The following is a 26,161-nucleotide window of genomic DNA, read 5'->3' on the forward strand; positions in this document are numbered from 1 at the left end:
GACGACGTGCTCACGGCTGCACTCCAGGCGATGCGGTGGACGGCCCCGTGGTGACAGGGTTGGTCTGCACAGCGGGGTTCACCTGTACCGCGCCACCGTTCATAACCGGATTCGTCTGCACGGCGGGATTTGCAGGCACGGCGCCACCGTTCATGACCGGAACAGGGGCGGAATTCGCCGGCGGTGCGATCTGCTGACGCCGCATCTGGTCGAGATTGAACAGATTCATCGCCGGCGATCCACCCTGGCTCGGACCGAGCGGCATCGGCGGGACCACTGGATCGTCGTTGTCCTTGATCAGGTTGTTGTCCGATTTGTACGCGCCCGTCACGCCCTGCACGTAGTCATAGCGGTTCGCCGTCACGGCCTGCGCGGTATCGCGATCGCTGATGATCACGGGGCGCAGAAACACCATCAGGTTGGTCTTCTGGCGGGTCTTCTGCTCCGAGCGAAACAGCTGGCCAAGCCACGGAATATCGCCCAGCAGCGGCACCTTGCTGTTGCTGACCTGGTAGTTGTCCTGCATCAGCCCGCCCAGCACGATGATCTCGCCGTTATCGGCAAGCACCGTCGATTGCAACGAACGCTTGGTGAACTGCGGGCCGGCCGGATTGGTCGCGACATTGGTCGTGCCGTTCACGATCGCCGAGTCTTCGGTGTAGAGCTGCAGCTTGAGAATTCCGCCCGAGGTGATCTGCGGCTTGATGTGCAATGTCAATCCCACGTCGACGCGGTCGTAGGTATTGAATGCCGAACTCGCGTTGCCGCTCGTGAGATTCGAATAGGAGCCCGTCTGGATCGGCACGTTCGTGCCGACCACGATCTTCGCTTCCTCGTTGTCGAGCGTGATGAGGTTAGGCGTGGACAGCACGTTGGCATCTGCGGTCTGCGAGAGTGCCTGCAACAGCGCGCCAAGCCCCTTCACGCCAAAAATGTTGTGTACCCAGCCGACGTTGAGACCCTGCTGGATACCCGAGCCGTTCGCGAGCGCGCCAACGAGTCCACCGGTGGCGCCAGTCGCCGCGGCCGCCGCCGTCAGATTGACGATGCTGTTGCCGTTGCCCGTCGCCAGATTGGTGCCGGCGAACACCTCGTTGTTCGCCACCTGCCATTGAATGCCGAGATTGGCGTTCGTATTCGAGTTCAACTCGACGATCAGCGCCTCGATATAGACCTGCGCGCGCCGTGCGTCGAGCTGGTCGATGACGTTGCGAACGCTTTGGTAGACCGGTTCAGGTGCGGTAATGATGAGGGAATTCGTCGACGGGTCGGCCGCGATCATGCCGCTCGAGCCACTGTCGTCGCCACCGCGCGCGTTGGCGATCAAACCGCCACCCTGGCCGACCGCGCCGCCGCTCGCACCCGACCCTGATCCCGATCCTCCCAGGCCGCTGCTGCTATTCGTCGAACCAGGCAGCGGTGGCACGCCCGGTGTGCCGGTCGAGTTGCTGCTGCCGGAGGAACCACCGAGGCCATTGCCGTTACCTTGACCGAAGCCCTGCGCACTCGATTTGTCGCTCGAAGCGCCTGTGTCGCCGCCGGCTTGCCCCAGCATGCCGCGCAGCACCTTCGCCAGATCGACCGCGTTCGCATTCGCCAAACGCACCACATGCATGTTGCCCGGCACTCGCGTGGCCGAATCGAGCCGTGCGATCAGCGCTTTCGCATCCTTGATACGCGACGCATTGGCCGCGCGCAGCAGCAACGCGTTGATGCGCGCATCGGCCGCGACCGACACCTTCAGCGTTGCGTCCGTGTTGCCGATGCTCGTGGGGTCGAGCATCTTCTGCACGATCGGTGCGAGATCGATCGCGCTTTCGTGCATGAGCGGCACAACCTCGACCTGCTGCGACTCGCCCGAATCGATGCCCGCGATGATCGACGCGACGCGGCGCACGTTGTCCGCGTAATCGGTAACAACCAGCGTATTGTCGTTCGCATAGGCGTTGATCGTATTGTTCGGCGTGATCAGCGGTCGCAGCACCGGCAACAGGTTGGTGGCCGATTCGTGCCGCAGACGAAACACCTGAGTGATGACGGTGTCGCCACGCGCCTTGGGTGCGTTGCCGACATAGGTAGGGACGCCTTGCAGCTTCGCGTCCGCTTCGGGCACCACCTTCAGGATGCCGTTGTCGGTCAGCAGCGCGAAGCCTTGCATGCGCAATGCGGCCTCCAGGGTCTTCAATGCCCGTTCCTTGCTGACCGGATTCTCGGAGACAAGATTCAACTGCCCCTTCACACGCGGGTCGACGATGATCGTCGTATCCGTTGCCGAGCCAATCGCCTTGGCTACCTGTCCGATATCGACGTTGGCGAAGTTCAACGTGACCTGGGCATGGACCGTCTGCGATAGCGCCGGAATCAACAAACCGAGCGTAAATGCGATGCGAGATACAGCATGGATACCGGAACGAAAACGTGTCATGGATCTGGTTCTATGCCGCTGTGCCCAATTTATAGGAAGCAGGCTCACCTCGTTGAGCACGCACGCTATCACCCGTTTCATGCGCGATAGGTATGCGGCCTTGAGCCTGCACTTTCGTCTGTTACGGTGCGGCAGCGTGAGCCCGTCCGTAGACAGCGAGGCAAGATTAAGCGGCCAAATAGCGACGACGTGTGACAAATCCTCAGCACAATTTTTTTGCATCGGTCGCAGCGCACGCTTCAAGCGTGTACGTACTGACAATCGTTCACCGAGTCGACTTGAGCGGCCGATAAGCTGATAAAGATCTTCATTCGATCCATCGCCGTGCTGCATCATTCGCGTACCGCACACGAGCGCCGACAATAACGACGACATCGAACAACATACGGCCAGCACATGACAGAGAAGCCGCTAGTCGATCATGCATTCCATCCGGAGCAAGACCGCCTGTTGACGGTTGAAGACTATCTGCGTGAATTTCCTGGCGACGAACAGACTGAGCGGCCCCTCGCGCGTTGTCCTTTGTGCGGTGAAGCGCTGCAAGTCATGCAGTCGCGTGGACGAAAGCATACGCACTACTTTTCGCACGCCGAAGGGGCGCTTGCACATTGCCCTCTGGTGACCGACGGTCTGCCGAATCCGATTCTGGTCACCGCGCAGCCGCCCAATATCGAACTTGAACGCAAACAGCGCGATATGTTCTCGCGGCACTGGCGCGCGCATTTGCATGCGATGCGGGAACACGTTCCGGAGTTGAGCGTCATACGCTTCATGCGTATTGTCGAACACGCCGACGTACTGCACCTATGGGCATGCCCCACGCTGATTCAGGCCGACGTGCCGTATATTTTTCTTGTTCTCGCCGAGTTCATTGCAAGAACGCCCGGCGCGCAGCACTCGGCATGGGTAAGGTTCTGGTTCGATGCAACGGTGCAGCGGATCGACGATCTGCGCAAACCGCGCGCAACGCCTCCACGCCTTTTCCGCTTGCACTACCGGGCCACGCGTTCTTCGATGTTTCCTGGCAGACGGCACCTGCTTCGATACAGTGAAGTGCCTATGACTGGCGATTTTCTGAATGCCTCGACACGTCTGATCCGGTCAGATGTACTCACCTTCGAGACATTTCTCGCGCAATCGGAAACGCAAGGTACGACAGTAACGAGCCAGGTGCGCTGAGGCGATGGTTGCATAGACACAAAACGGATATGAATAGTATTCCAGCCGCTTAAGATGCCTGATTGTTCGTTAGTTCATTAACGCAAATGACTTGAACGGTGTCGAATATTCATCATGCATTCGAATTCGATATTGGGTATTAATTCTCCGTACCATTTGTTGCCATTTCGACTCACGCAATTCACGGACACTTCACCGTCCGCGAGGGAACTCGAATCTATATTGATCAGGCGGTCAGGTTCCCTTCCGGCTGCGAAAAAATCCCTGGTTCGTTTTCCTTAAGGAATTGCGATGAAATCTAGCAAGCGTATCGTTTGTCAAGCTGTCCTGGCCGCCCTGTCGGCACTCGCAGCCTCCGCTGCAATGGCACAGACGGCACCGGCTCTGGTCGGTGGCGGCTCGTCGCTGGTTGCTCCGTCGATCGGCGCAGAAATCTCGATTTTCCCCGCTGCTGATGGTACGGCTTCGTACGCATCGGTTGGCTCGGGCAAGGGTCAGACTGCTTTCCTGAACAACGATGCTACCCAGTTCAGCCTTGCTTCGGGCACGGTTGTTCACTTCGCCAATAGCGATGCAGCGCTGTCGTCGACGCAGATCAACAACTACAAGTCGAGCACAATCGGCGCCAGCAGCGGTCCGCTGATTCAACTCCCGTACATCGTTACGCCGATCACGATTCCGCTGGTCAATGCACCGGCCGGTACGGGTCCGCAAACGACGACTGGTCAGGCTAACAGCGTCGCGCTGAACGACAACGACCTGTGCGGCATTTTCTCGGGCAAGCTGACCGACTGGAGCCAGGTCACGAACCCGGACAACAGCTCGGTCTATGCTGCCGGCCCGATCACGGTTGTGGTGCGCGGTGACGGTAGCGGCACGACCGATCTGCTCACGCGCCACCTGGCATCGGGTGTTTGCACGACCGGCACTGGCGGCAACTCGAACATCGCGTTCACGGAAACCCAAACGTTCAAGGCAACGCTGTTCCCGTCCGGCCTGCCGACCAACTTCGTCGAAGCGACGGGTAGCGGCGGCGTGGCTAGCGAACTTGCGACGCTGAAGACCGCAGGCAAAGCAGGTGTGGGTTATCTGAGCCCGGACTACACGAACTCGTTCCTCGCAACGTCGACGAGCGCACCGGCTGCGACGAACGCACTGGCTGTTGCCAGCCTGCGTAACACGTCGACGGGCGCTGACGTGGTGCCGACGTACGCGGCCGCTACCACGGCGCTAGGCACGGTCACTCCGCCGACGGGCACCGCCGCGGCCGACCAGACGCAGTGGGTGCCGAACTCGGCGAATCCTTCCGCAGGCTACCCGATCTCCGGCACGAGCCAAATCATCGTTAGCCAGTGCTACGCGAATCACAGCAACAGCCCGACGGTCAATGCTTCGGTCGTGGACTTCCTGAACCTGCACTACACGAACGCCAGCAACGCCGCAATCCTGCACGCCAATGGTTTCGATACGGTACCGACAAGCTATCAGTCCGCCATCAGCGCAGACTTCCTGAGCAACAGCAGCGGTCTGAAGCTGAACATCGGCAACAACTCGGTCTGTAGCGCAATCGCCGGTCGCTAATGGGTCGCTAGTGGTTTGAAGAGTTTCACCTTGTGAATATGCCGTGGCCTGGATTCATCGGGCCACGGTTTTCTTCATCGAGAATGCTCCGCCACGTGCCTGCATCTCCGCGGTCGAACTCGCCACGTGTCCCCGCGGTTCCGAACACTTCTATCCCACGTTGTCGAGTGTCTCGTGATTATCTTCAACCCGCCGCTCCCATATCCCGCCGTGAACGGTTTCCATCGAAGGTGTCTCGAACCACTGTTTTGGCGCAAGAATTTCAGCGCGCCGAACGCCCGGCAACACCTGTACATCGAAGATTTCCTCAACACCGTTGTAGAACTCCAGGATGCCCAGCAGCTTTCCACTCGCCAGTTCAATTGCGGCGACGCCAGCGACAAGCTTGCCCGCTTCTTCGATAGGCAATCCCTGCGGCCCGCGCTTCATGCGCAGCTTCGATAAGCCGACAAACAGCACGCCGCCGTACGCGGCCAACCCGTGCGTGAAGCCAGGCAGTTCTGCGACGACCCGCCTCGCGCCACTCACTTTATCGATGTGCAGCACATGACCACGGCCACCCTCGAGGACGTAAAGCTCGCCGTCGATCACACGCGGTGAATGTGGCATGGACAGTCCCGACGCAACGATACGGCCACTCGGCACCTCCATGACGATTCCTGAGTGCGCCATGCCCTCACGCCACCCGTAGGGCGCGTCAGTCTGACCCAACGCGGTGACAAACGATGCCTTGCGGTCGTGAAACGCCATCCCGTTCAGGTGACAACGGTCATCGCCAGAGAAGGCGCTGATGAACGGTGGCCGCCAGATCGGTGTGAAATTGAAGAAGCCATCGATCACGCAAAGACAGGAGAAGCGCGTGTTCACCGCGATAACACGCGGCCCGTCGAGCGCCATGTCGTGCAGATCACAATAGGCGGTGTAGTGCGACGTGCGAGGGACAAAAACGCTATCGTAGTAATCGGGGCGTTCGGGATATTGCCGGGCGATTGAACGAGCATTTGAAAATACCATCACTTCCCGCTGCGTCGCGATTGCCAGCCGATCGCCTTCGACGGCGAGCCCCATCGAGCGCGGCAACAGACAGGCCGATAATGTCGGGACACCCTGGTCGACACCGAGTAACGCAACACCCGATGGCCGCCGGCTCAAAGCCAGCGAACAATCAAGCGTTTCGAGTGTCGCGAGGAAGCGCCCCGTATCGCGCAAGTCGATCAGATCGGGCTGGTCCTCAACCCCGTTGCATTGCACCTCATCCTTCAGATCTGCTGCCGCCACTGTGAACTTCCTCTCTCAGGTTGAAGCGTTGTTTCAAAGGTTATATATGGCCGTGGTGTCCACCGTTCGCGCCCTCTGTCCGCCGCACGCCACCGCAATAGCCATCTGTTCATTGGCCTCGTGACTTCCGCTTCTTCTTCGAGTCATCCGAATCGTCCGAATCGAAGGAGTTCGAATTATCACCGAAACCCTCCACTTCCACCGATATCACCCAGCGCCGTCCCGACCCACCTGACGCATTGTTTCTCGCAAGGTCCTGCGCCATCTGGTTCGCCGCCGATGCAGTCGAACTCGCCGCCGTCAATGCGCCGGGATTGACCGATTGACTCACCGGCACACCGATGGATGTCCCTTGCACCTGAATATTGTCCGCGTTGACAACATGCAGCGCCGCGATGTTCAGATTTCCCGACACGCGAATGCCCGCGTCACCGGCATCGACCGTGCCGCGTGGCGCGACCAGCGTGGCGTCGCCCGTCGGCACGCCCGGCACGGTCTGCAATGTCGCGATGCCCGCGCCGGTCACCTCGCCGCGCGCGTCCACCGTGCAGTAATGGTTCGGGTCGCACACATAGTTCGGCGGCGGCACATCGGCCACCGACTTGGAGCCCTTGCCCGCATTGATGTCGCCATTCGAGCTCCAGATGGTCATGTTGCCACCCTGCTCGGTGAAAATCCGGCTTTGCGCGAGCAGGATGCTTTCGTCGGTGAAGATATTGACGTCGCCTTTCTCCAGCGTCAGGATGCCCTGTGTGCCGGGACCGGCAAGCACCAGACCCTTGCTATTGACGATCGCGGGCGGTGCCGACACGCTGCCAATCAGCGCCTCGCCGCCGGGTCCGAGAATGCTCACGTTGCCGCCCTGCTGGGTCTGGATGGTTGTGCTGCGAATGTCCAGATTGCCCGTGTGAACCAGCTTGGTTGCGCCGTTACTGCCACCCGTAAGATTGTTCTGTGTGTACCCGAATGAAGCCGGGAATAACGTGTTGAGTGCATCGTAGCCGCGCGAGTATTTCTGATAGTACGGACTCGCCGGATTGTTGTAATCCTGCCCGACCGTCGTCAAGACATTGAAGAGAACCTGCTCCGCGAACTGCTGCTGCACATAGGTCGGCAGCGCCTGGAATTGAGCCCATGCCGCCGCAGCCGTCAGCGTGCCGACGCCCTTCTGCGCCGCAGCTTTGTCCGCGGCCAGACCGGTATCGACGATCTGTCCGGCATCGTATTGCTCCATGAACGTGATCAGTGCCGCGGTGGAACCCGGCACGCCCGGAATCGAACTGGCCGGATTGATGTAGCCGGAAATGAAGGCGGCATTGTCGACGCCTGGGCCGATGCCGAACAACACCTGCACGTTCGCACTTTCATGTGGCAGGTTTGGATTGTTGGCATTGCCAACTGCGTCGATACCGGTCACCGGCGGGACAAACCCGTCGTTTCTCCCCGTAGAAATGAACGCCTGCTCCTGATTCGACAATGGCCCAATGTTGCGGCCCGCCTCTACGTCGAAGGTACCCGGTCCACCAAGCACCAGACTCGGGACAACGGGGTTAGTGGAAAGTGGCAGCGGCGTGTCATAGATATCACGCCCCGCGACAATGCGAGTGAGGTCGGACGACCGCAGGTTTTGCCCCAAAAACGCCAGATCCACGATGTCCAGGCCGGCCTGAATCAGCGCGGGTTTGTCGATCACAACGCTCACGTTCTGGTCGTAGAATCCTGCGTTTCTCGCTCCGGCCGGCTCAAGCACGCCATCGACGATGCTGCCGTTCACACTGTAGATGTGTGCCAGCTGGTTGTCACCGGCGTGCAACGGAGTCTGTGCGTGATCCGCGCTGTTCGTACTCGTCAAGCTGGGCACGGACGCCATCTGATTGGTCAGCGACGGCATGAGCGACGGATCGACGTCGAGCAAGCCAAATGCCGCCGGCGAGCCAGCGACGGACCCACTCTGATTCGACACGTTGATAGACTGGTCGGCGAGCAGATTCAGGTTGCCGGTAGCGGACGGAAATAGTTCTCCACCCGACGCGATTGTGATGCCGCCGGAAAACGCTGTCATCGCAATCGTTGCGGGCAACACCTGGGACTGGTCGAGCCCGCCACTCACCCCGCCGCCGATCAGCGACTGCCCTGCCACCAGGGAACCCAGTGTGCCGAGCTTGACGTCACCGGTAGTGGATGCGACGTTGACCGCCGAGTTCGCTGAGTAACTCTGAAAATCCGCATGCTGGCTATATTTGCCAATGACACTGTCTATGTACGACGGATTGTAAATGCCACCAATATCGGCGCCTTGCCGGGCGGTCACGTCGAGCGTGCCGTCCTGCGTCGCCAGCAGTGTTGAAACCGGAGCGATGGGCATGTTGACGGGGCGTTTGGTCCCAACGTTGTTTGCGATAAATTGCGTATAGGCAACCCCATCTGATGCGATCGCACCACCCGCCGTAATGGTGCCCGTGCCTTTGGCGACAAAGTAGTTACCGCTCAGAATGCTGCCACCCGCTGTCACGCTCAGATTCCCGCCACCCACGGTGACGGGTGCATTGTTGCTGTTCAGATACCATGTGGTCGGCAGCGACACAGCGAGATCGGTGATGCTGCCGCCCGCGTTCACGGAGATGTTGCCGCCTACGCTCATCACACCCTGGTCGAACGATCCAAAGTCGATAGATGTCGCCGCAAGCGGGATTGACGTCGTCTTGCCACCGCTGGATGTGACCGTCGGATTCGCCGTGATCTGCATCCATTGCCACCAGAACTGGCTGATGTTTGCACCCGCCACGCCCGTGACCGCGCCAGTCGCATCGATCGCATTCTCAATGCCGGTTATGTTGCCCTGAGCATGAATGGAAATGTCGCCGGCGGAATCCGGATTGACTGTGGGGGTAACGAGAATATCCGGGAGCGCTTGTGAAGGATTGCCTGTGACAATTGCTGCGCTGCTGCCAACGGTCGTATCTTTTGCCGGAGCACCCGCTGTATAGATGACGCCCGGAGCGGTGGAATCCAGCAATGCAATGTTGTTGCCCGCGGCGATATCGATTGAACCGGTGCCGGTGCGGATCATCGTCGGAGCGAGCAGCGCTACCTTGTTCGTATCGACATAGGCGAAATGGCCGTCAAGCGTCACGTCGCCACCGCCACTAGCTGTGTTGAACATCGAAGCCGCCTGCACCGAAAGCGGATTGGCGCTGGCGAGACTCGCACCGGACACGACCCGGAACGATGAGCTCGACCCACCGTTTAGCGACGCTGTACCAAGTGGCAGCCCGTTGCTGGACGTTGCAACAGGCGACGGGGTGTTGTCAGTCGGCACTGTGCCGACAGTAACAGTCGAAGGCGTAATCAACGCTGTAAGAACGACTGGAGGTGCCTCGATAGGTAATACCTGATATGGGAGCGCTCCATTGCCGGGAATAGCAAGCCACGTCGCGAGCTGTGTAACGAACGTATTGTACTGACTTAAATAAGCTTGATATGCACCTGGATTCTGCTGTTCCTGGGCTTTCGTCGGGACGGTTGGTGCAACAGGCTGGCCCGTGACTGGTGCATTACCACTGCGGGTGATGGCAGCCCCTGTCATCAAACTCCGCACCGATCCACCGGGAGTCGTCGCTTCTTCAATGTATTCCTTGTACATCCCATAGTACTGCGCGATTGCAGCAGGATCCCCTCCGGAAAATACGCTCGCTGCCGCTGGCGGCGTCAGCCCGCCGGCAAAGTACCGTCCATTTTCCTGAGCGATACTGTAGTACCCGTTAACCACCCCATAAGGGTCGACGAAGAATTCCGTGTACTCCGCCCCGGCACTCGAAGGCGCCGGTGGCACGACCGTAATCGTCTGCAAAGGCGGCGCCGTCGGATTCACAATCTGAAAGAACCCATCCGTCAAACTCGCATCCACCTGCACATCGTGCACAGCCCGGAACGTAATGTCCGGCGCTTGCCCATTGAAACGGAACGCGAGATTCGTCGGCGATGCGCCCGCGCCCAGATTCCAGTTCGTCAACACGGAGATATCGCCGTTGTTGATCGCTGTACTCGGGTTGTCGAGTTCGATGCCCGGCACCACATGAAAATTCGCCACATTCGTCGTGGCGAATTGCGCCGCGACACCGGTCAAGCCATTTTCGACGAAGCTCATCAGGGTACCAGGCACCGCCGCAGTGGCGTCGCCGTTCACATACCCATAGAAGCCCTGGTGATCGGCATTGGCCGTCGTCGGTGTAAAGAAGTCGTTTGCCAGATAGGTTTTCAGTTGCTGCGCGCTCGTCGGCGCAGCGAGCACGTTGCCGCTCTGATCCTTCCACGTCCCTGCAACCATGCCCGGTTGCCCCGCTCCCGCGACGCTATCGCCATACCATCCCGCCGGATCGACAACGCCGTCGAAGTGCTTCGCCCCCGTACTCGGATCGGTCGTGCTCCATACTGCGTACGCTTCCAGATTGACGCTGCGCGCATCCTTGATCTGCACGCCCGGTGTCAGCGTCACGTTCACGCCGCCGTTGTCCAGCAACGGCGCACGGAAGCTCACGGTGCCACCGGACAGTCCACCCGCCGTACCGCCCGTGACATCGATCACCGCGTTGCTGCCCAGTTTGATGACGCCGGAATTCGCTGCGGAAATATTCTCGTAGCCGTAAGTCGGATTCACCGTCACCGTGCTGCCCGGCGTGCCGGTCGTGTCGATGACAATGGTGCCGCCGCGCTGGGTCGCGCTCGAACCGGTCGCGATGAGCGAACCCTCGACGTCCACACCGCTCTTGCCGTACAGGCCGATTTGCCCACCGGCAACACCCGCAGCATTGACGGTACCGAGAATCTGCACATTGCCGTTGTTCGGGTCTTGTCCCCCTGCACCGCCATCGGCAGTCAACGCCACCTGATGCGCCGTCAGCGTATTCCCCGCCGACAAGATCAGATTTCCCGCCCCTGCCTGCACCGAAATTGCGCTATTCACACCGCTCGACGCCAGCGTGTGCGCAAGGTTGTCGAGATTCACGGCGCCGCCGGTGTCGAGCGAAAACGACCCACCCGCAAAGCCTGTGGCCGCGCCGCCCTTCAGCGTGCCATTCAGATTGACCGCCTGTTGCGGCGCCGACAAAGTCAGACTGCCCGCCGCCCCACCACCGCTCGCGCCCGAAAAGTCGAGCGTCGAACCGCTCAGCACGTTCACCGATCCAGCGTCGGCCGTCAGCGTGATCGCCCCGGCAGGCGCGTATTGCGTGACATCGAAAAACGCCTTCGAGACCCCCGCCGAACTGACCGTCGCGCTGCTGCCAATAGTCAGATCGCCGCTGGTCGCTTCGAGACTCACGTTGCCGGCAGGCGCGGCAATCTTCGCGCTATCGTTGAGCGTGCCGCCGATGAAGCTCCACGCGCCGCCCATCGACGTATTCGTCAACGCCGTGCCCGCCGCGCTATTGATTGTCAGCGCTCCGCTTGTCTTCAACGTAGACGCCGAACCGGTAGCCGCCAGATAAACCGGTGCATTGAGCGTGACCGGCAGCGCGCCGAAATCGAACGTGCCGGTGTTCTGCCCGACGATGCCCCCCGTCGCGTTCATCGTCACGTTGCCGAAGCCGGACACGGTCTTGTTGCCCGTACCGAGGTCGATCTCCTTCGCGTTGACGGTTAGTGTGCCGCTGCCGCTCACACCGCTCGGAACCGGCGCCACCGCTTCATTCGTGAACGCGACGGTCGTTCCATTAAGCGTGACCGAACCGCCATTGCTATTGAACGTGCCCGCGCTCAGATCGACGTTGTTGCCGAACGTCGCGTTGATATCGCCGACAAAGTTCATCGCCCCCAGGCTGCGCAACGTCAGTTGCTGTGCATTGGCGAGTTGCGCGAGACCGGCCGCGCCGATCACGAAACCGGGCAGGTTCGCGGCCGCGGCGCCCGTTGCGTTGGTGAACGTGATGGCGGAACCCGCGGCCGTGATTGCCTTGCCAGACAGTTGCGCGGTCGGGTCGACTTTCAGATTGCCCGACGAATCGAGCGTCAACGACTGCCCGCCCGTGAGCGTCGCGCCGGCACCGACGCTCAACACCCCGGTGCCCGAGGTATCGAGCCGCGAGACCATCACGGACGCGCCGTTCGAGACGCGCAGCAGCGCGCCGTCGCCGGAAATCGCAGCCGCGCCTGTCGTGCTGTTGGCAAGCTGGCCGATCGTGATCGGCACATCTTTCGCTGCCGGATAGTTGCCGCTCGCTGCAATCACGCTGCCCGCGTCCACGCGCAAACCGTTCGCCGCGTTCGGGTCGGTGCCGGTCGGGTCCGTCTTTGTCACCAGCAATACTTCCGGTCCCTGCAAGGCACTCGACGCGTTGTTCGACACCACCACGCTGTCGGCGATCGGCGTAATCGTGATGCCACTGCTGGTCTGGGTCCGCGTACCGCCGATCAGCAAACTGCCCGCATTCAGCGAATCGAGATCGCTGGCGCCGATCTGCAGATAACCGGACAACGCCGGGGCGCCGTTTCCGGTGATCTGAATGTCCTTCGACGCGATGTCGACTTCGGCAGGCGCACCGCCCGCCCCGGCCGCCGTGTTCAAGGTCGCGCCGAGCGTCAGTCCGCTGATTGCCGCAAGCGCCAGGCGGCCGCCGTCCACGGGCAGCAGCGGCGTTACTGTGCTGGCACCGGCACTCGCCGCGAGTGTCGGGAAGAACGCATTGGCGCCGCTCAGCGTGTATTGCGAATACTGCTGCCACACCTTGCCCGATTGCACATCGAACAGAAGCGGCGTGGCGCTGCGCGCGCCGCTGAGCGCATCGACGGAATAGCCCGCCACCATCGCCGTGCCGTCGGGAAGAACCTGCGCGGCGTTCGGCGTGACGGCTCCACTCGCGCTCGCCAGTGTGACCCGATAGGCACCCGGCAAGGTGGCGTATTTGCCGGGCAGCAACGTATAGACTCCCGCCGCCAGTCCCGGCACGCCTGACAGATAAACGGATTGACCCACCGCGCCGTTAAGCGCTGCCTGACCGACACCCGCGCTGAGCGTCGTGGTGCCCACGGTGCCGTTCGCATTCGTCAACGGTTGCAGGCTTTGGGCAAACGTCGGATCGTACGCGGCGACTGGCGACTGCGGGCCTGGCAGGATCGCGTAGACATTGCCGGCGTTGGCGTTCACCGGCAAAGCAACGCCGCTCGCCGTGCTTGCGTAGCTCACGTTGTATTGCGACAGCACATCGCGGCTGCCGCCGGTACCCGGCACCCATTCGGCCGCTTGCAGGTCGCCCCCGCCAGAGAGGTCGATCGACGCACCTGAGTTGAGCGCGACTTTGCTGCCGTTCACGCCGATGAACTTGGTAGGCGGCGCGCTCAGATCGGGCGCCGCGCTGCGGCTTGCGACCGGATTGAACTGCCACTCCACGCCGTCGACCGTCGTGCCGAACGGAATGATCGTACCGTCGTTGGAAACCGAGGTTACGCTGCCGTTGCCGAGCGTAACCGAGTCCGTCGCCACCAGCGGAAGACCGTTGAACTGCGCAACCGTCGTCGTGTTAGTCGGGTCGCCAACGCCGAATACCAGCGAGCCTGAAGGCGCGCGCACCGTTCCCGACTGCACGATCTGGTTCGCGTCGACAACGAGGCTGCCGCCCGCCGACAACGGTATGCCGGACGTGCCGTTGGGGAGGAACGTAATCGTGGTCGGCGCCGGTTTGCCGGTGGATGGATTGTTGGGCCCAACCGCGTCGATAATGAACGTGCTGCCCGTGGACGGATAAAGATCCGCCGCTTTGAAGGTCAGGTTGCCGGCGGTATAGAGCTCCCCGTTTTCCAACGCGTTGGGCGAACCGTTCGCGATGCTGGCAGTGGTCGAGCTCAGGCGGATATCGCCGCTGCTCGTGAAATTGGCTTGCGCGAAGTTGTTCAGCTGGAGCTGGTTTTCCAGATCGATGAACGACGCGTTGATATTCAGCGTGCCGTCGGCCAGCGCGGTGACCGGAGTCAAATCAGTGGCCTGGGAAGACTTGAGCGGGCCGTTCAGCACCACGTACGGCGCGTCGATCGTGACCGTCGGCGCGCCGATTGTCTGGGTGCCGCTGGCAAGCAGCGAGGCGAGCGTCGAGCGTTTGGCCGGATCGGACGCCACAAGCGTGGCAAGCTGGGCGCTGCTCAGCGCCACGATCTGGCCTGAAGTGACGGACACAGCGCGGCCCAGATTCAAATCTACATTGCCGACGAATGCGACCGGCACGGTTGCGAGCGTGCTGTTTTGACTGCCCAGCGCCAGCGTGGATATCCCCGATCCATCCAGACGATCCACGGAGAATTGCAGCACGCCGGTTTGGGTTCCGTCGAATTTCTGACCAGGAGCGAGACCGGTCGGCACGAGCGAGCCGCTCTGCTGCAGCGCGATCAACGAAGCACCCGGCTCGGAAAATTTGGCACCGCCACCCGGCTGGCTGGCGTTGCTGACCGGTTGCTGTTGTGCAAGCAGCGTCAGCGTTCCACCCTGCGCCTGCGCGGCACCCGGCTGCGCCTTCAGCGTGCCATCAAAATACAGCGCGCTGGACCCGACCAGCGTGATCGAGCCTGCATCGCTCCAGACGCTTTGCGGCGCGTACACGCCGGACGCCTGCGGTTCATCGAAAACCGCCGACGCACCCGAGACGTTGATGGTCGAGCCTGCCTGCGCAACAATCGCACCGGAGTCGTTCGAGATGTTCACGGTGCCGCCCGCCAGCACCTTGCCCGTGGTCGGCACTGCCGTGGCGAGTCCGGTCTTCACCGGTGCGGCAAGCGGATTGGTCAAGGCGACGCCGGACACGTCGAGCAGCGCATTCGCGCCCAGCCAGACAGACTTGGTCGGTGAAACGTCATTGCCGTTTGCAAGCTGGCCGCTCTGCACATACGGCGCCCCGGAAAACGTATCGCCGCTCAGCGTAATCGTGCCGCCCGGGGCAATGATCGATCCGAGTACCGTGACCTGTGCAGGCGAACCCAGACCGACGCTCGCGCCGGCGTCGGCATGGATCGATGCGCCTTCGCCGACTGTCACCGCGCCGCTCACGCCCGGGTAGCTGGGCAGAACACCGGACGGGCTCTGCCAGGACAGATAGCTGCCGGCCGTCATCACCAGACTGGTCGGCTGACGATGGAACGGATCCAGCACGCCCAGCGTGGTCAAACCGTTCGCTGCGAGATCCGCGCCGCTCACGGCCTGTTGCAAGCCAACCGCGTTAGGTACGCGGTTCAGTTGCGTAAGCTCAACGGTTGTGCCCGGCTCGATAGTTGCATCATAGGCAGCATTCAGCACGTACTTGCCGAAGCCTTGCTGCGAAAAGAAGTTCGCCGGCAGGAACAAATCCCACGCAGGCACCGCCGTTGGGTCGCCCCCTACCTGGAAACCCAATGCCTGCAGCGTCAACGTCCCACCGCCCGAGAAACCCTCGCTTCTGATCGTGCCGTCCATCGTGATGCGGCCCGCCGTGGGCTGCGAGCCGGGCAGCGTCACCAGCGTCCCGGGTGTGCCGAACTGCGTGCCCGTGTACGTCAGCAGCGATACATTGCCGCCGCGCCCCTGTGCGATGCCGTTCTGCATCAGCATTTGACCGTTGGCCAGCATTTCGCCGCCGCTCGACACGTCGAGCACACTGCCTTGTTGCAGGTCGATTGAGCCGGTTACATCGGTGAAGCTCGGATTCGAGGTCGAGCCGGACCGCGCGCTCGTCTCCACCGTCGATAGCGTAATGCTCCCGCCGTTGATGAACTGGCTGTTGCCCGATGTGGTGCCGGGTGTGCTTTGGGTATCGTTGTTGACCCACTGCCCTGCCGCGCTGATCAGCGCATCGGGGCCAACAACAATGTTGCCGCTGCTGGAAATCGTAATCGTACCGGCCGGTGCAACCAGTTCCCCCAGCACGTTGACCGTGCTGCCCTGCGCCGGGCTGGTCAGCGTAATCGAGCCACCGGGCTGCACCTTCAGTTGCGCGCCCTGCGCCACGACGATACCCTTGCCGCCGGTGCTATCTTCCGCAACGCTGACCTTCGCGAATCCGCCGTTGCTCAACGTGTCGACCGGCACCACTTTTGTGGCAAGCACATTGTTCGGATCGGTGCTGGCGAGTGTGGCAAGCGCACTCGTATTGAGCGGCGTGTTGCTCGAGAAACCAGGCGTGAGACTGTCCAGCGACGGCGCGCTGCCCTGAAGAATGACCGTACCCGATTCACCGGTGGTCGACGAAAGCACGGCCCCCTGGGTCGCCTGCGCGCCGACCACGCCAAGCGTAAACGCGCCGCCAGTCGGCTGCGCATTGCCTTGCACCTGTTTCGCCCCGCCGAACGCCTGCGCGCTGATATCGCCGTTGAGCACCATCGCGTCGGAGGCGAACACGTTGAGCGTGCCCGCATTGCCGCCGACGATGTAATCCGCCTGATACGCCCCGCCGGTCAGCAGCGGATTGCTCCAGGTATTCGTGACGCCCCAGCGCGGATGACGCTCGACGAACTGCCCCGCGATACCCACATACGTATCCAACGGATTCGCCTGGCCAATCGGCACGATCGCGCCGTTCGCATCGACAAGGCGCGTGGTATTGAGCATGCCGCCGTCGTAATGGACATACCCGCCGTTCAGGTTCATCGACGAACCGGACGCCGTCATCACCTGGGCACCGGCCAGGTTGATCGTGCCGCCGTTCGTCAGCAATTGATCGACCGAGCGGGGAATCAGGCTCACGTAGCCGGCCAGATTCAGGATCGGACTGCCGACCCATTGCAATCCGTCGGCATTGGTGCCGGACAGTGTGCTGTCGAACACCACGTTCTTCAAACCGAACAGGAAGCTGTTGCGCAACAAGGGCGAGTCGGCCAGCTCGTTCTGGCCGATCCGCGGCACGGTGACGAGCGTGGACGAGATCGGCAACTCGACGTTCGCAAGACCCGAGACGTCGATCGTGGCGCCCGTGTCGAGATAAATACGGCCCGCAACCGACGTATCCCCGGCAGGCTGACTGTCTCCTGCCGCTTTCGGCGTAAGCGCCGTGATCGACACGGTCGATCCGGGCGCTTCGATCAATGAACCGGACTGCAACCAGACCGACCCCGCCTTCATCGCGATGCTGCCCGCTGTGAAGGTCGTGCCCGGGCTGGAAGTAGCCGTTGCGCCGTCGGTATCAGGCAGGATCGCGGTGAGCGAGCCATTACCGAATACCAGTTGGCCCGCACGGTTCGTAGGGTCGCCGTTTGATCCCGTCACCACCGGCAATGCACCGGTATAAGCGGTTCCAGTTGGCGTGTTCGCGTTGTACTCATCGACCGTTGAAATGGTGATGCTGCCCGCCTGGTTGACGCTGGTCGTCGCAGCCACCACCCCATTCTGCGCGACGCTACTGCCAAGCAACGTGACATTGCCGCGTGCCGCCTGCACGATACCCGTATTCACCAGGCTGCCGGCCGGCGTGACGTCGACCGAATTGCCGTTGGTGGTCGGCACCCGCAGCGCGCCAGTCAACTCAGGCAGCAGCACCTGTGGGTTGGCCGGGTTCGGCGTCAACGCCACGCCGACGCCTGCCGCGAGTATCACCTGACCGCCCGTCGCCGTGATGCTGCCGCCGTTGGTCACATTGGGCGCCGCCACCAGCACGAAACCACCGTCGCTCGCCGTGCCGTTCGTGGCTGTCGAAATCGACGCGCCAGGCGCGATCATCACGGCGCCTGGCGTTTGATACTGGCTCGCGTTGGGTTCGGTAACCGTATTGCCAAGCCCTAATACTTCGTTCGGGCTTTGGTTGCCGCTTGCCTGCGGGTTGGTTCGCCCCGCTTCCAGCCCTGCCAGGCCGCCTGATTGCTGCAGAAACAACTGGTTGCTCTGAGCGATATCGGCAGGTGTCTGAAGCAGATGATTGTTCGTGTTCAGAAAATCCAGCGACGACGCTACCAGCGAATGCACGTTGACCTGCGAGCCCGCGCCGAACAGGATGCCGTTGCGGTTGATCACATACACCGAGCCTTGCGCTTTCATGTTGCCGAGAATCTGGCTCGGCGCGCCGCTCGGATCGTTAATGCGGTTCAGCACGACCCAGTTGTTCGCACCGTTGGTTTGCGCGCCGCCGGATTGATCGAAGTTGAGCGTGGTCTGTTTGCCGACGTTCATGGTCTGCCACGTCAGCACCGCGTTCTGGCCGGTCTGCTTCACGTCGACATTGACATGGCCGCTGCTATCGACGCTCTGTTGCGGCCCGTACGCATTGATCCACAGCACCGGATTGGAGGTATCGGTGTTCTGACTGACCAGGTTGCCGTTGCCGTCCTTCGCGAAGCTCACACCGGGCGCGACCTGCAGACCGCCGGCCGCCAGACCGTTCGGCACATTGGCGGCAGCGCCGGCTGCCGCGGCCGCCTGTTGCGCGGCGACTTGCGCCGCAATCACCGACGCGGCGCGGCCCAGATTCTGAATCGACGGCTTGCTGGCCTGCAGCGCCTGCTGTGGCGACACGCCCAGGTTCGGCACGCCCGCACCGCCCGCGCCGGCGCTACCGCCTGCGGCCATGCGCGCGCCGACCTGCCCCAGATTCACCATCCCCGCTGCGTGTGCATTCGCTGCCGCGCCGGCCGCTATCATCAGCGCCACGGCCTGGCAAATCGGCCGCAGAGCGATTCGCGATGCTTCGCGCGTGCGTGATGAACGTGAACGATGATTGGGCACGCTAGCTTTCATTGTCTATCCCTGAGCACTCTTGACTTGACGACCGTCCGCACAGCGCCTGGCTCGGCGCCAGTCCCCGAAACGGTCCCCCCGTATGCGGCACGCACGGCCGCATTGATCCACGGGAGGATAGGGATGCAGCGTGGCAGCGATATTTACGATGATCAGGACAATTGACAATGGCTTAAAGGTACGTACCTTCTGTCACTCTGCGTTAATCCGGGCGCGGCGCGTTCAAGCCCATATCAGTGACCGGTTTCATCGATTACGACGCACATAGATTGGCGAGCTCGCGTGCTGCGCGCGCGACGACCTCCCCCCAATCGCCTGGTTTGCGTTGACGAAAAAGTCGCGCGTGCGGATACCACGGGCTGTCTTCGCGTTCGAGCAACCAGCGCCAATCGGGCACGCCAGGCAGTAAAACCCAGAACGGTTTGCCCAGCGCGCCGGCCAGATGAACGACTGACGTATCGACCGAGATCACGAGATCGAGTGCATTCACCAGGGCGGCTGTATCCGAAAAGTCCTTCAGTTCGGTGCCGAAATGAATCAGGCGGCTGTCGGCCAGCGCCTGCGCGTCGCGCTCACGCACGAACTGATGCAGGCTGAAGAAGCTTGCGTGTTGCGTATAAAGCGGCGCGAGCATCTCCAGCGGAATCGAACGGTTCTGATCGTTGTTGTGCGCCGGATTGCCCGACCACGCGAGTCCGATTCTGAGTGTGCCGGGCCGAGCCGCGGCGTCGACCTTGCCGGCCCATATGCGGCTGCGGATCGTGTCCGCATGCAGGTATGCCGTGTCAGCGGCGGGAATGGTTTCGAGTTGCGTGCCGAGCGCGAACGGCACGCTTAGCAGCGGGCATTGCAGATCGAATGGCGGCAGCGGGTCACCGCTTGCAACCACTTCGCCCGCACCGTGCAGCGATTCCATCAGCGGCTTCAATGCAGCGGGCACCTCGAGGACGACACGAGCACCCCGTTCGGCAACCAGCCTTGCGTAGCGGCAAAACTGCAGCGTATCGCCATAACCCTGTTCGGCATGCAGCAGCACTGTCTTTCCCTCGACGGACGCCTCACCGCTCCAGAACGGTTGCCGCTCATGACGCCGATGCCGCGCAATCGCCGGATCGCGCCAGCGGTTTTCGTGCTGTTGCCATCCCGCTGCGAAGTCGCCGGTCAGCAGCAGGCAGAACGCTTCGGCCGCCTGTGCCGCGACCAGCTTGGGATCCAGTTCCTGTGCACGCCGATAGCATGTAATAGCCTCGGCGTGACGCTGCAACTGCTGCAGCGCGGAGCCACGCCTATACCATGCATGCCCCGTGTCGGGAGATGGCACGAGCGCCTGTTCGTAGCTGTCGAGCGCATCGTCATGGCGTCCGAGTTGCTGCAGGACGTTGCCCCGGCTCCACCAAAGTTCGGCGCTCGGCCCGGCGGCGGCAAGCGCCCGATCGTAGCTTTCCAGCGCGTCGGCATGACGCGCCATCAGATGCAGTGCGATGCCGCGGTTGCTGCTCGCGGCATCTAGCCCGGGCGCGCGCGCAAGCGCGCCGTCGAAGGCAACCAGCGCATCGGCATGCCGTTTCAGGCCTTCGAGCGCGTTACCGCGGCCAAGCCACGCAAGCGCATGATCCGGTTGCAGCGCCAGCAGGCGATCACAGCGCGCGAGCAAGGCGTCGTAGCGATGCAGATTGTCGAGCACTACACAGCCGTTATAGAGCGCGGCAACGTCAAGTGGATTCGCTTCGAGTATCTCGTCGTAGCAGGCGAGCGCATCTTCTTCCCGGCCCTGCAACTGAAGTACCCCGCCGCACGCGAGCAATACTTCGGGCGTCCCTGGGCGAATCACGAGTGCAGAGCGATACGCCTGCAATGCGCGTTCGTATTGTCCGAGGTCGCGCCACGCATGCGCGCTGTTCAGATGCGTGGCGTACTCATTCGGCGTGAAGGCCAGTGCGCGGTCGTAGCTGATCAACGCATCGGCCGGCCGGTTCAACGCGCGCAGCACATTGCCACGATTGCTCCACGCTTCCGGCAACGCGCTCGACACGGCGAGCGCCGCGTCATACGCGCTCAACGCTTCCCGGTACTGCTCAAGCGCCAGTCGCACATTGCCCAGCGCCACCAGCGCCGGTGCAAGCCGTGGTTCGAGCCGCAGCGCGCGATCGAGCACCGCCAGTGCTTCGTCGTTGCGGCCAAGCCGCACCAGCACCGCGCCGTGATTGCCCAGCGCCCATCCGTAACCGAGCCCCAGACTGAGCGAACGCGCAATCAACGGTTCGGCCGCCTCTGCATCACCATTGTGCAAATGCGCGACGCCCAGCAGATGCAACGCGTACGCGTTCGCGGGATCGATCGCCAGCACGGCACGATACCCGCGCTGCGCTTCCTCCAGTTGCCCACGCTCGTGCCGGCCCCGTGCGAACTGCAGCATCTGGTCGATCACCGGTTGTCCCGGCGTCGCGGCCGGTGACGTTAGCGGTTCCGCATGTTTGAATACCATAGCTTCACTCACGCGATGATGCGTTACCCGCCGCCACGGATCGCAGCGCTTCGCTCACACGCGACAGCACGCTGCCCCACTCGCCCGGCTCGGACTGCCGGAAAAGCCGCGTGTGCGGATACCACGGACTGTCGTCGCGATCGAACAGCCAGCGCCAGTCGGGCCAGTGCGGCAGCAACACCCAGCAGGGCTTACCGAGCGCGCCAGCCAGATGGGCGACCGACGTATCGACGCTCAGCACCAAATCCGTGAGTTCGATCAGCGCCGCGGTATCGGAGAAGTCGCGCACCTCGTCGCCGAAGTACCCAATGCCGAGCGAATCGAGTACCGCCCGGTCATCGTCACGCAGCGGTTTTTGCAGACTGATCCACTCGTACTCATCGGTGAGCAGGGGCCGCAATTGTTCCAGCGCGATCGAGCGGTTGTGGTCGTCCAGATGCTTCGGGTTGCCAGCCCACACAATGCCGATCCGCGGACGGTGCGCGGTGCCGAGTCGTGCGCGCCACTTGTCGACGAGCACCGGATCGGCCTGCAAATACGAGGGACTCGCTGGAATCGTGTCGAGCTCCGTCTGAAAGGCGCGCGGCAAGCTGAGCAGCGGACAATGCAGATCGAAAATCGGCAACGCATCGTCTTGCGCAACCAGTTCATCGACACCGTCGAGCCCGCGAAGCAGCGACTTCAATGCCGGCTGAACTTCGAGAACGACATGCGCGCCCAATGCTTTCACGAGCGGCGCATAACGGCAAAACTGCAGCGTGTCGCCGAAACCCTGCTCGGCATGAAGCAGAATCCGCTGATCGGCAAGCGATTGCGTGCCGTCCCATGTGGGATGCGCGAAGTCGCGTTTCTGCGAGCCGACCTGCGGCTCGCGCCAGCGCCATTCATATTCCGGCCAGCCGCGCGCAAAATCACCGGTGATCAGATACACGAAGGCTCGCGAAAAATGCGTATCGACGTCGTCAGGATCGATTTCGAGTACGCGTTCGAACGCTTCCAATGCTTCGCGGTGACGCTTCATCACCCGTAGCGTGTTGCCACGCTGAAACACCACCATCCGCTCGCGAGGCGCAAGCGCCACCGCCCGATCATGAGCGACCAGCGAGTCCTCATAACGCAATAGCCGATGCAACACGATCGCGTAACTGGACCATGCGGGGCCGTACTCCGAATCCAGTGCAAGCGCGCGTTCGCTGCTCTGCAATGCGTCGTCGATTCGCCGAAGCTGGCACAGCACGCGCGTGCGGTTGCATAGCGTCTCTACCGAGTTCGGCTCGATCAGCAACGCGGCGTCATAGCTCGCCAGTGCCGCGTCGAACTGCAACAGCTTCTGCTGGGCATTGCCACGATTGGCGAGCGCGAGCGCGTGGCCCGGTTGCCACGCAAGCACCCGCTCACAGCGGACTATCGCTTCGTCGTAACGTCTCAACCGCTCCAGCACGACTGAGCTGTTGTACAACGCGTCGATGTAATCGGGTTGCCAGGCGATCGACTCGTTGAGACCCGCGAGCGCCTCGTTCAACCTGCCGAGATCCGTCAGCACCATGCCGCGCAGGAACAGCAAACGCGCGTTGCCAGGCGAGATCCTCAGGGCGCGCTCGCACTGCTCGAGCGCCGCGTCGCTGCGTCCCATTTGCCTGAGCACGTCGCCGCAATATCCCATCACCTCCGGCGACGCCGGCTGCACTGCCCGCGCCCGCTCGAACGATGTCAACGCCTCCGGCAGTTGTCCCAGGGAAAGTGCGAGCGCCCCATGTCGGCAGAGCGCATCGACCAGCGTCGGCGCAACCTCCAGCACATCGTTCCACGCCGACAGCGCATCCTCAAGCCGGGCCATTTCTTCCAGCAGGCTTGCGCGCTGGGCGAGCGCTCGCAGATGAGCCGGGTTGAGCGTCACGGCCTCGGTCAGACAGTTCAACGCCTCGTCACGGCGCCCGAGATTCGTCAGCACTGAAGCGCGATTGGCTAACGCCAGTGCGGTGGGCGCAAGTTCAATAGCGCGCTCGAACGACACGTCGGCTTCTTCGATCCTGTTCTGCTGGAATTGCAGAACACCGAGACCGTGCCACGCCGGCGCATGATCCGGTGCATCGGCGATCACAATGCGATAGCCGCTCTCCGCCTCCGCGAAACTTCCGCGTTCGTGAGCGGCATGCGCGGCGCTGAAAACGTCCTGTGTGGCCGCACGCTGCGCGCTGTCCGGCAGATTCGTTTCCACGTCAACGGCCATGGCGCAGGCCCGTGGTGTCGTCGATCGCTCGGGACGTTTCTTCGAGCAGCGCCTGGGTGACGGATTCGACCGCCGAGGCCCAGTCACCCACTGTGGTTTGGCGGAACAGGCGCGCCGTCGGGTACCACGGGCTGTCGGGTCTGCCGCTCATCCAGCGCCAGTCGGAAGGCTCCGGCAGCAGCAGCCAGAGCGGCCGCCCTAATGCGCCCGCCAGATGCGCGACACCGGTATCGACCGCAATGACGAGATCGAGGCCGCTTACCAGCGCGGCCGTATCGGAGAAGTCGCGGATCTCGTTGGCCAGGTTGCGCAACGGCAGCGCGGCGAGTTCGGCCTTGTCGTCATCTCGCACGATTTTTTGCAGGCTGATCCAGTCGACGTCCGGCACCGCCTTCACGAGCGGCGCGAGACTCGCCAGCCGGATCGAACGATTCCGGTCGTTCAGATGCTGGGGATTGCCGGACCACACGACACCTACGCGTAAGCGCAGATCGTCGCCCAGCAGGTGCCGCCACTTCTCCACCATCTGGGGATCGGCGGCAAGATAAGGCGTGTGCGCCGGCAGCGTGGTCAGATCGGTGCCGAGCGCCAACGGCACGCTGAGCAGCGGGCAATGGAAATCGTAGGGCGGCAAAGGCTCGCCTTTCGAAAAGATCTGCGAGGGGCCGCGCAATGACGGCATCAGCAAGCGCAATGCCGGTTGCACTTCAAGCAAGACCTTCGCACCGCGTGCCACGATCGGCTCGACGAAGCGGGAGAACTGCAACGTGTCGCCGAAACCTTGCTCCGCGTGCAGCAGGATGGTCTTGCCGCTCAGGTCCTCGGCGCCCGACCAGCGCGGCGCGCTCAGATCATGACGTGCGTCCTTCGAAGCCGGATCGCGCCAGCGCCATTCATACTCGGGCCAGCCGCGCTCGAAGTCGCCTTGGCGCAGATAGACAAAGGCGCGCGCGCCATGTACGTCGAAGTGATCCGGCTCGATTGCAAGCGCCCGCTCGTAGGCTTCCAATGCTTCCTCGGGCCTGGCTACGTTCAGCAGCACGTTGCCGCGGTTCAGCCATGCAATCGTCGAACGCGGGTCGATCTCCAGCATGCGTTCGTTGGCCGCCAATGCCTCGTCGAACCGATGCAGATCCTGCAGCACGTTGCTGCGATTGCCCCATGCCGCAGCGAATGATGGATCGGCGGCAAGAACCCGGTCGAGGTCGGCGAGCGCTTCGTCGTAACGGCCAAGATGGCGCAGCGCCGTGCTGCGATTGCATAGCACGCTAGTGGATTGCGGATCGAGTAGAAGCGCAGCGTCGTAGTCGGCCAGCGCCGCCTTGTAGTCCTTCAACGCAAGCCGCGCATTTGCGCGGGTCGCCAGCGCCCTCGCGTGTTGCGATTGCAGCGCAAGCACGCGATCGCATCGCGCCACGACTTCCTGAACGTGACCCAGATGTTCGAGCGCCACGGCACTGTTGTAGAGCGCATCGATTAGATCCGGCTGTCCGGCGACTGCTTCATTGAAACTCGCCAAGGCCTCCCGTGCGCGTCCCATGTCGATCAGCAGCATGCCGCGCATGTTCAGAATGGCCGGGTGATTAGGCGCAATCTCCAAAGCGCGGTCATACGCGGCCAGCGCTTCGGCATGCCGGCCCAGCAGCTTGAGCACGTTGCCGCGATTGGTATGCGATTCGAAGGAACGGGGATCGACCGTCAACGCTGCCGCATAAGTATCCAGCGCCTCCTGATAGCGGCCAAGCACTCGCAATGCGCTGCCGCGATTGCACAACGCATCGAGCGTCATCGGTGCGACGGCGAGAGTCTGGTCGTAGGCGGTCACGGCTTGTTCGTAACGCCCCGCTTCGATCAGCGTATTGCCACGGCGCACCAGCGCGTGCAGATTGCGTGGATCGAGCTTAAGAGCCGCGTCGAAACATGCCAGCGCTTCGTCCACCTTGCCGCCGCTCGCGAGGACAGAGCCGAGATTGGCAAGCGCCAACGGTTGCGGCATGAGCTGCGTCGAGCGCCGCAGCAACGTCAGCGCGAGTTCGAGTTGTCCCTGCTGGGCGTGCAGCACGCCATACAGATGCAATGCTTCCGCGTCGTCCGGCTGGTCGGCCAGCAATGCTTCATAGGCCCGTTTCGCGTCGTCGAGGCGGCCGGTCTCATGCAAATGCGTCGCCTGCACGAGCGTCATGCGCGGTTCGGCATAGCCAACGTCCGTCCCTTCGTCAATCCGCGCGCCTGCCGGCGCCGGCTGGGTGGCCACGCCTTGCTGTCCGTTCTGCATTGTTTGCCTCGCTATTGCGGTGGGTTCGCGGT

8 protein-coding genes are annotated in these 26,161 nt (G+C 62.3%); 2 read left to right on the forward strand and 6 right to left on the reverse strand.

Features of this window, described 5'->3' with window-relative positions; translation table 11 throughout:
• Positions 1-10 precede the first annotated feature (10 nt).
• Positions 11-2,425, reverse strand: a complete 2,415-nt coding sequence (gene gspD, locus BCY88_RS00005; RefSeq protein WP_120342231.1) for a type II secretion system secretin GspD — start codon at positions 2,423-2,425, stop codon at positions 11-13.
• Positions 2,426-2,821: 396 nt separating this feature from the next.
• Here gspD and BCY88_RS00010 point away from each other — a divergent pair, with 396 nt between their 5' ends.
• Positions 2,822-3,604 (forward strand): cupredoxin domain-containing protein, encoded by a 783-nt coding sequence (locus BCY88_RS00010; RefSeq protein ID WP_120342232.1) that lies wholly within the window; start codon positions 2,822-2,824, stop codon positions 3,602-3,604.
• A gap of 291 nt (positions 3,605-3,895) precedes the next feature.
• Positions 3,896-5,185 carry a substrate-binding domain-containing protein gene (locus BCY88_RS00015; protein ID WP_120342233.1) on the forward strand — a complete coding sequence of 430 codons (1,290 nt, stop codon included), beginning with the start codon at positions 3,896-3,898 and terminating at the stop codon, positions 5,183-5,185.
• 150 nt (positions 5,186-5,335) lie between these two features.
• Here BCY88_RS00015 and BCY88_RS00020 read toward each other — a convergent pair whose 3' ends face one another.
• The 5 genes from BCY88_RS00020 to BCY88_RS00040 form a co-directional block, all read right to left on the reverse strand.
• Positions 5,336-6,463 (reverse strand): TIGR03032 family protein, encoded by a 1,128-nt coding sequence (locus BCY88_RS00020; RefSeq protein ID WP_120342234.1) that lies wholly within the window; start codon positions 6,461-6,463, stop codon positions 5,336-5,338.
• A 109-nt stretch (positions 6,464-6,572) separates the two neighbouring features.
• The gene (locus BCY88_RS00025) at positions 6,573-19,139 is read right to left on the reverse strand and encodes a filamentous haemagglutinin family protein (protein WP_310796087.1); all 12,567 of its coding nucleotides are present in this window, start codon (positions 19,137-19,139) and stop codon (positions 6,573-6,575) included.
• 253 nt (positions 19,140-19,392) lie between these two features.
• The gene (locus BCY88_RS00030; protein WP_120342235.1) at positions 19,393-21,624 is read right to left on the reverse strand and encodes a tetratricopeptide repeat protein; all 2,232 of its coding nucleotides are present in this window, start codon (positions 21,622-21,624) and stop codon (positions 19,393-19,395) included.
• A 4-nt stretch (positions 21,625-21,628) separates the two neighbouring features.
• Entirely contained in the window at positions 21,629-23,854 is a 2,226-nt protein-coding gene (locus tag BCY88_RS00035) for a tetratricopeptide repeat protein (RefSeq protein WP_120342236.1), read from the reverse strand.
• Positions 23,844-26,129 carry a tetratricopeptide repeat protein gene (locus BCY88_RS00040; RefSeq protein ID WP_259461168.1) on the reverse strand — a complete coding sequence of 762 codons (2,286 nt, stop codon included), beginning with the start codon at positions 26,127-26,129 and terminating at the stop codon, positions 23,844-23,846. Before BCY88_RS00040 ends, BCY88_RS00035 begins: the two co-directional genes overlap by 11 nt.
• Positions 26,130-26,161: the final 32 nt, after the last annotated feature.

This window comes from Paraburkholderia fungorum (assembly GCF_003610895.1).
GTDB lineage: Bacteria > Pseudomonadota > Gammaproteobacteria > Burkholderiales > Burkholderiaceae > Paraburkholderia > Paraburkholderia fungorum_B.

What these genes read in the sequence shown, in the direction of transcription:
- BCY88_RS00015 (WP_120342233.1), top strand. Translation starts at nt 3,896, where the DNA reads ATGAAATCTAGCAAGCGTATCGTTTGTCAAGCTGTCCTGGCCGCCCTG.
- BCY88_RS00030 (WP_120342235.1), bottom strand. Translation starts at nt 21,624, where the DNA reads ATGGTATTCAAACATGCGGAACCGCTAACGTCACCGGCCGCGACGCCG.
- BCY88_RS00035 (WP_120342236.1), bottom strand. Translation starts at nt 23,854, where the DNA reads ATGGCCGTTGACGTGGAAACGAATCTGCCGGACAGCGCGCAGCGTGCG.
- BCY88_RS00040 (WP_259461168.1), bottom strand. Translation starts at nt 26,129, where the DNA reads ATGCAGAACGGACAGCAAGGCGTGGCCACCCAGCCGGCGCCGGCAGGC.
- BCY88_RS00025 (WP_310796087.1), bottom strand. Translation starts at nt 19,139, where the DNA reads ATGAAAGCTAGCGTGCCCAATCATCGTTCACGTTCATCACGCACGCGC.
- BCY88_RS00010 (WP_120342232.1), top strand. Translation starts at nt 2,822, where the DNA reads ATGACAGAGAAGCCGCTAGTCGATCATGCATTCCATCCGGAGCAAGAC.
- gspD (WP_120342231.1), bottom strand. Translation starts at nt 2,425, where the DNA reads ATGACACGTTTTCGTTCCGGTATCCATGCTGTATCTCGCATCGCATTT.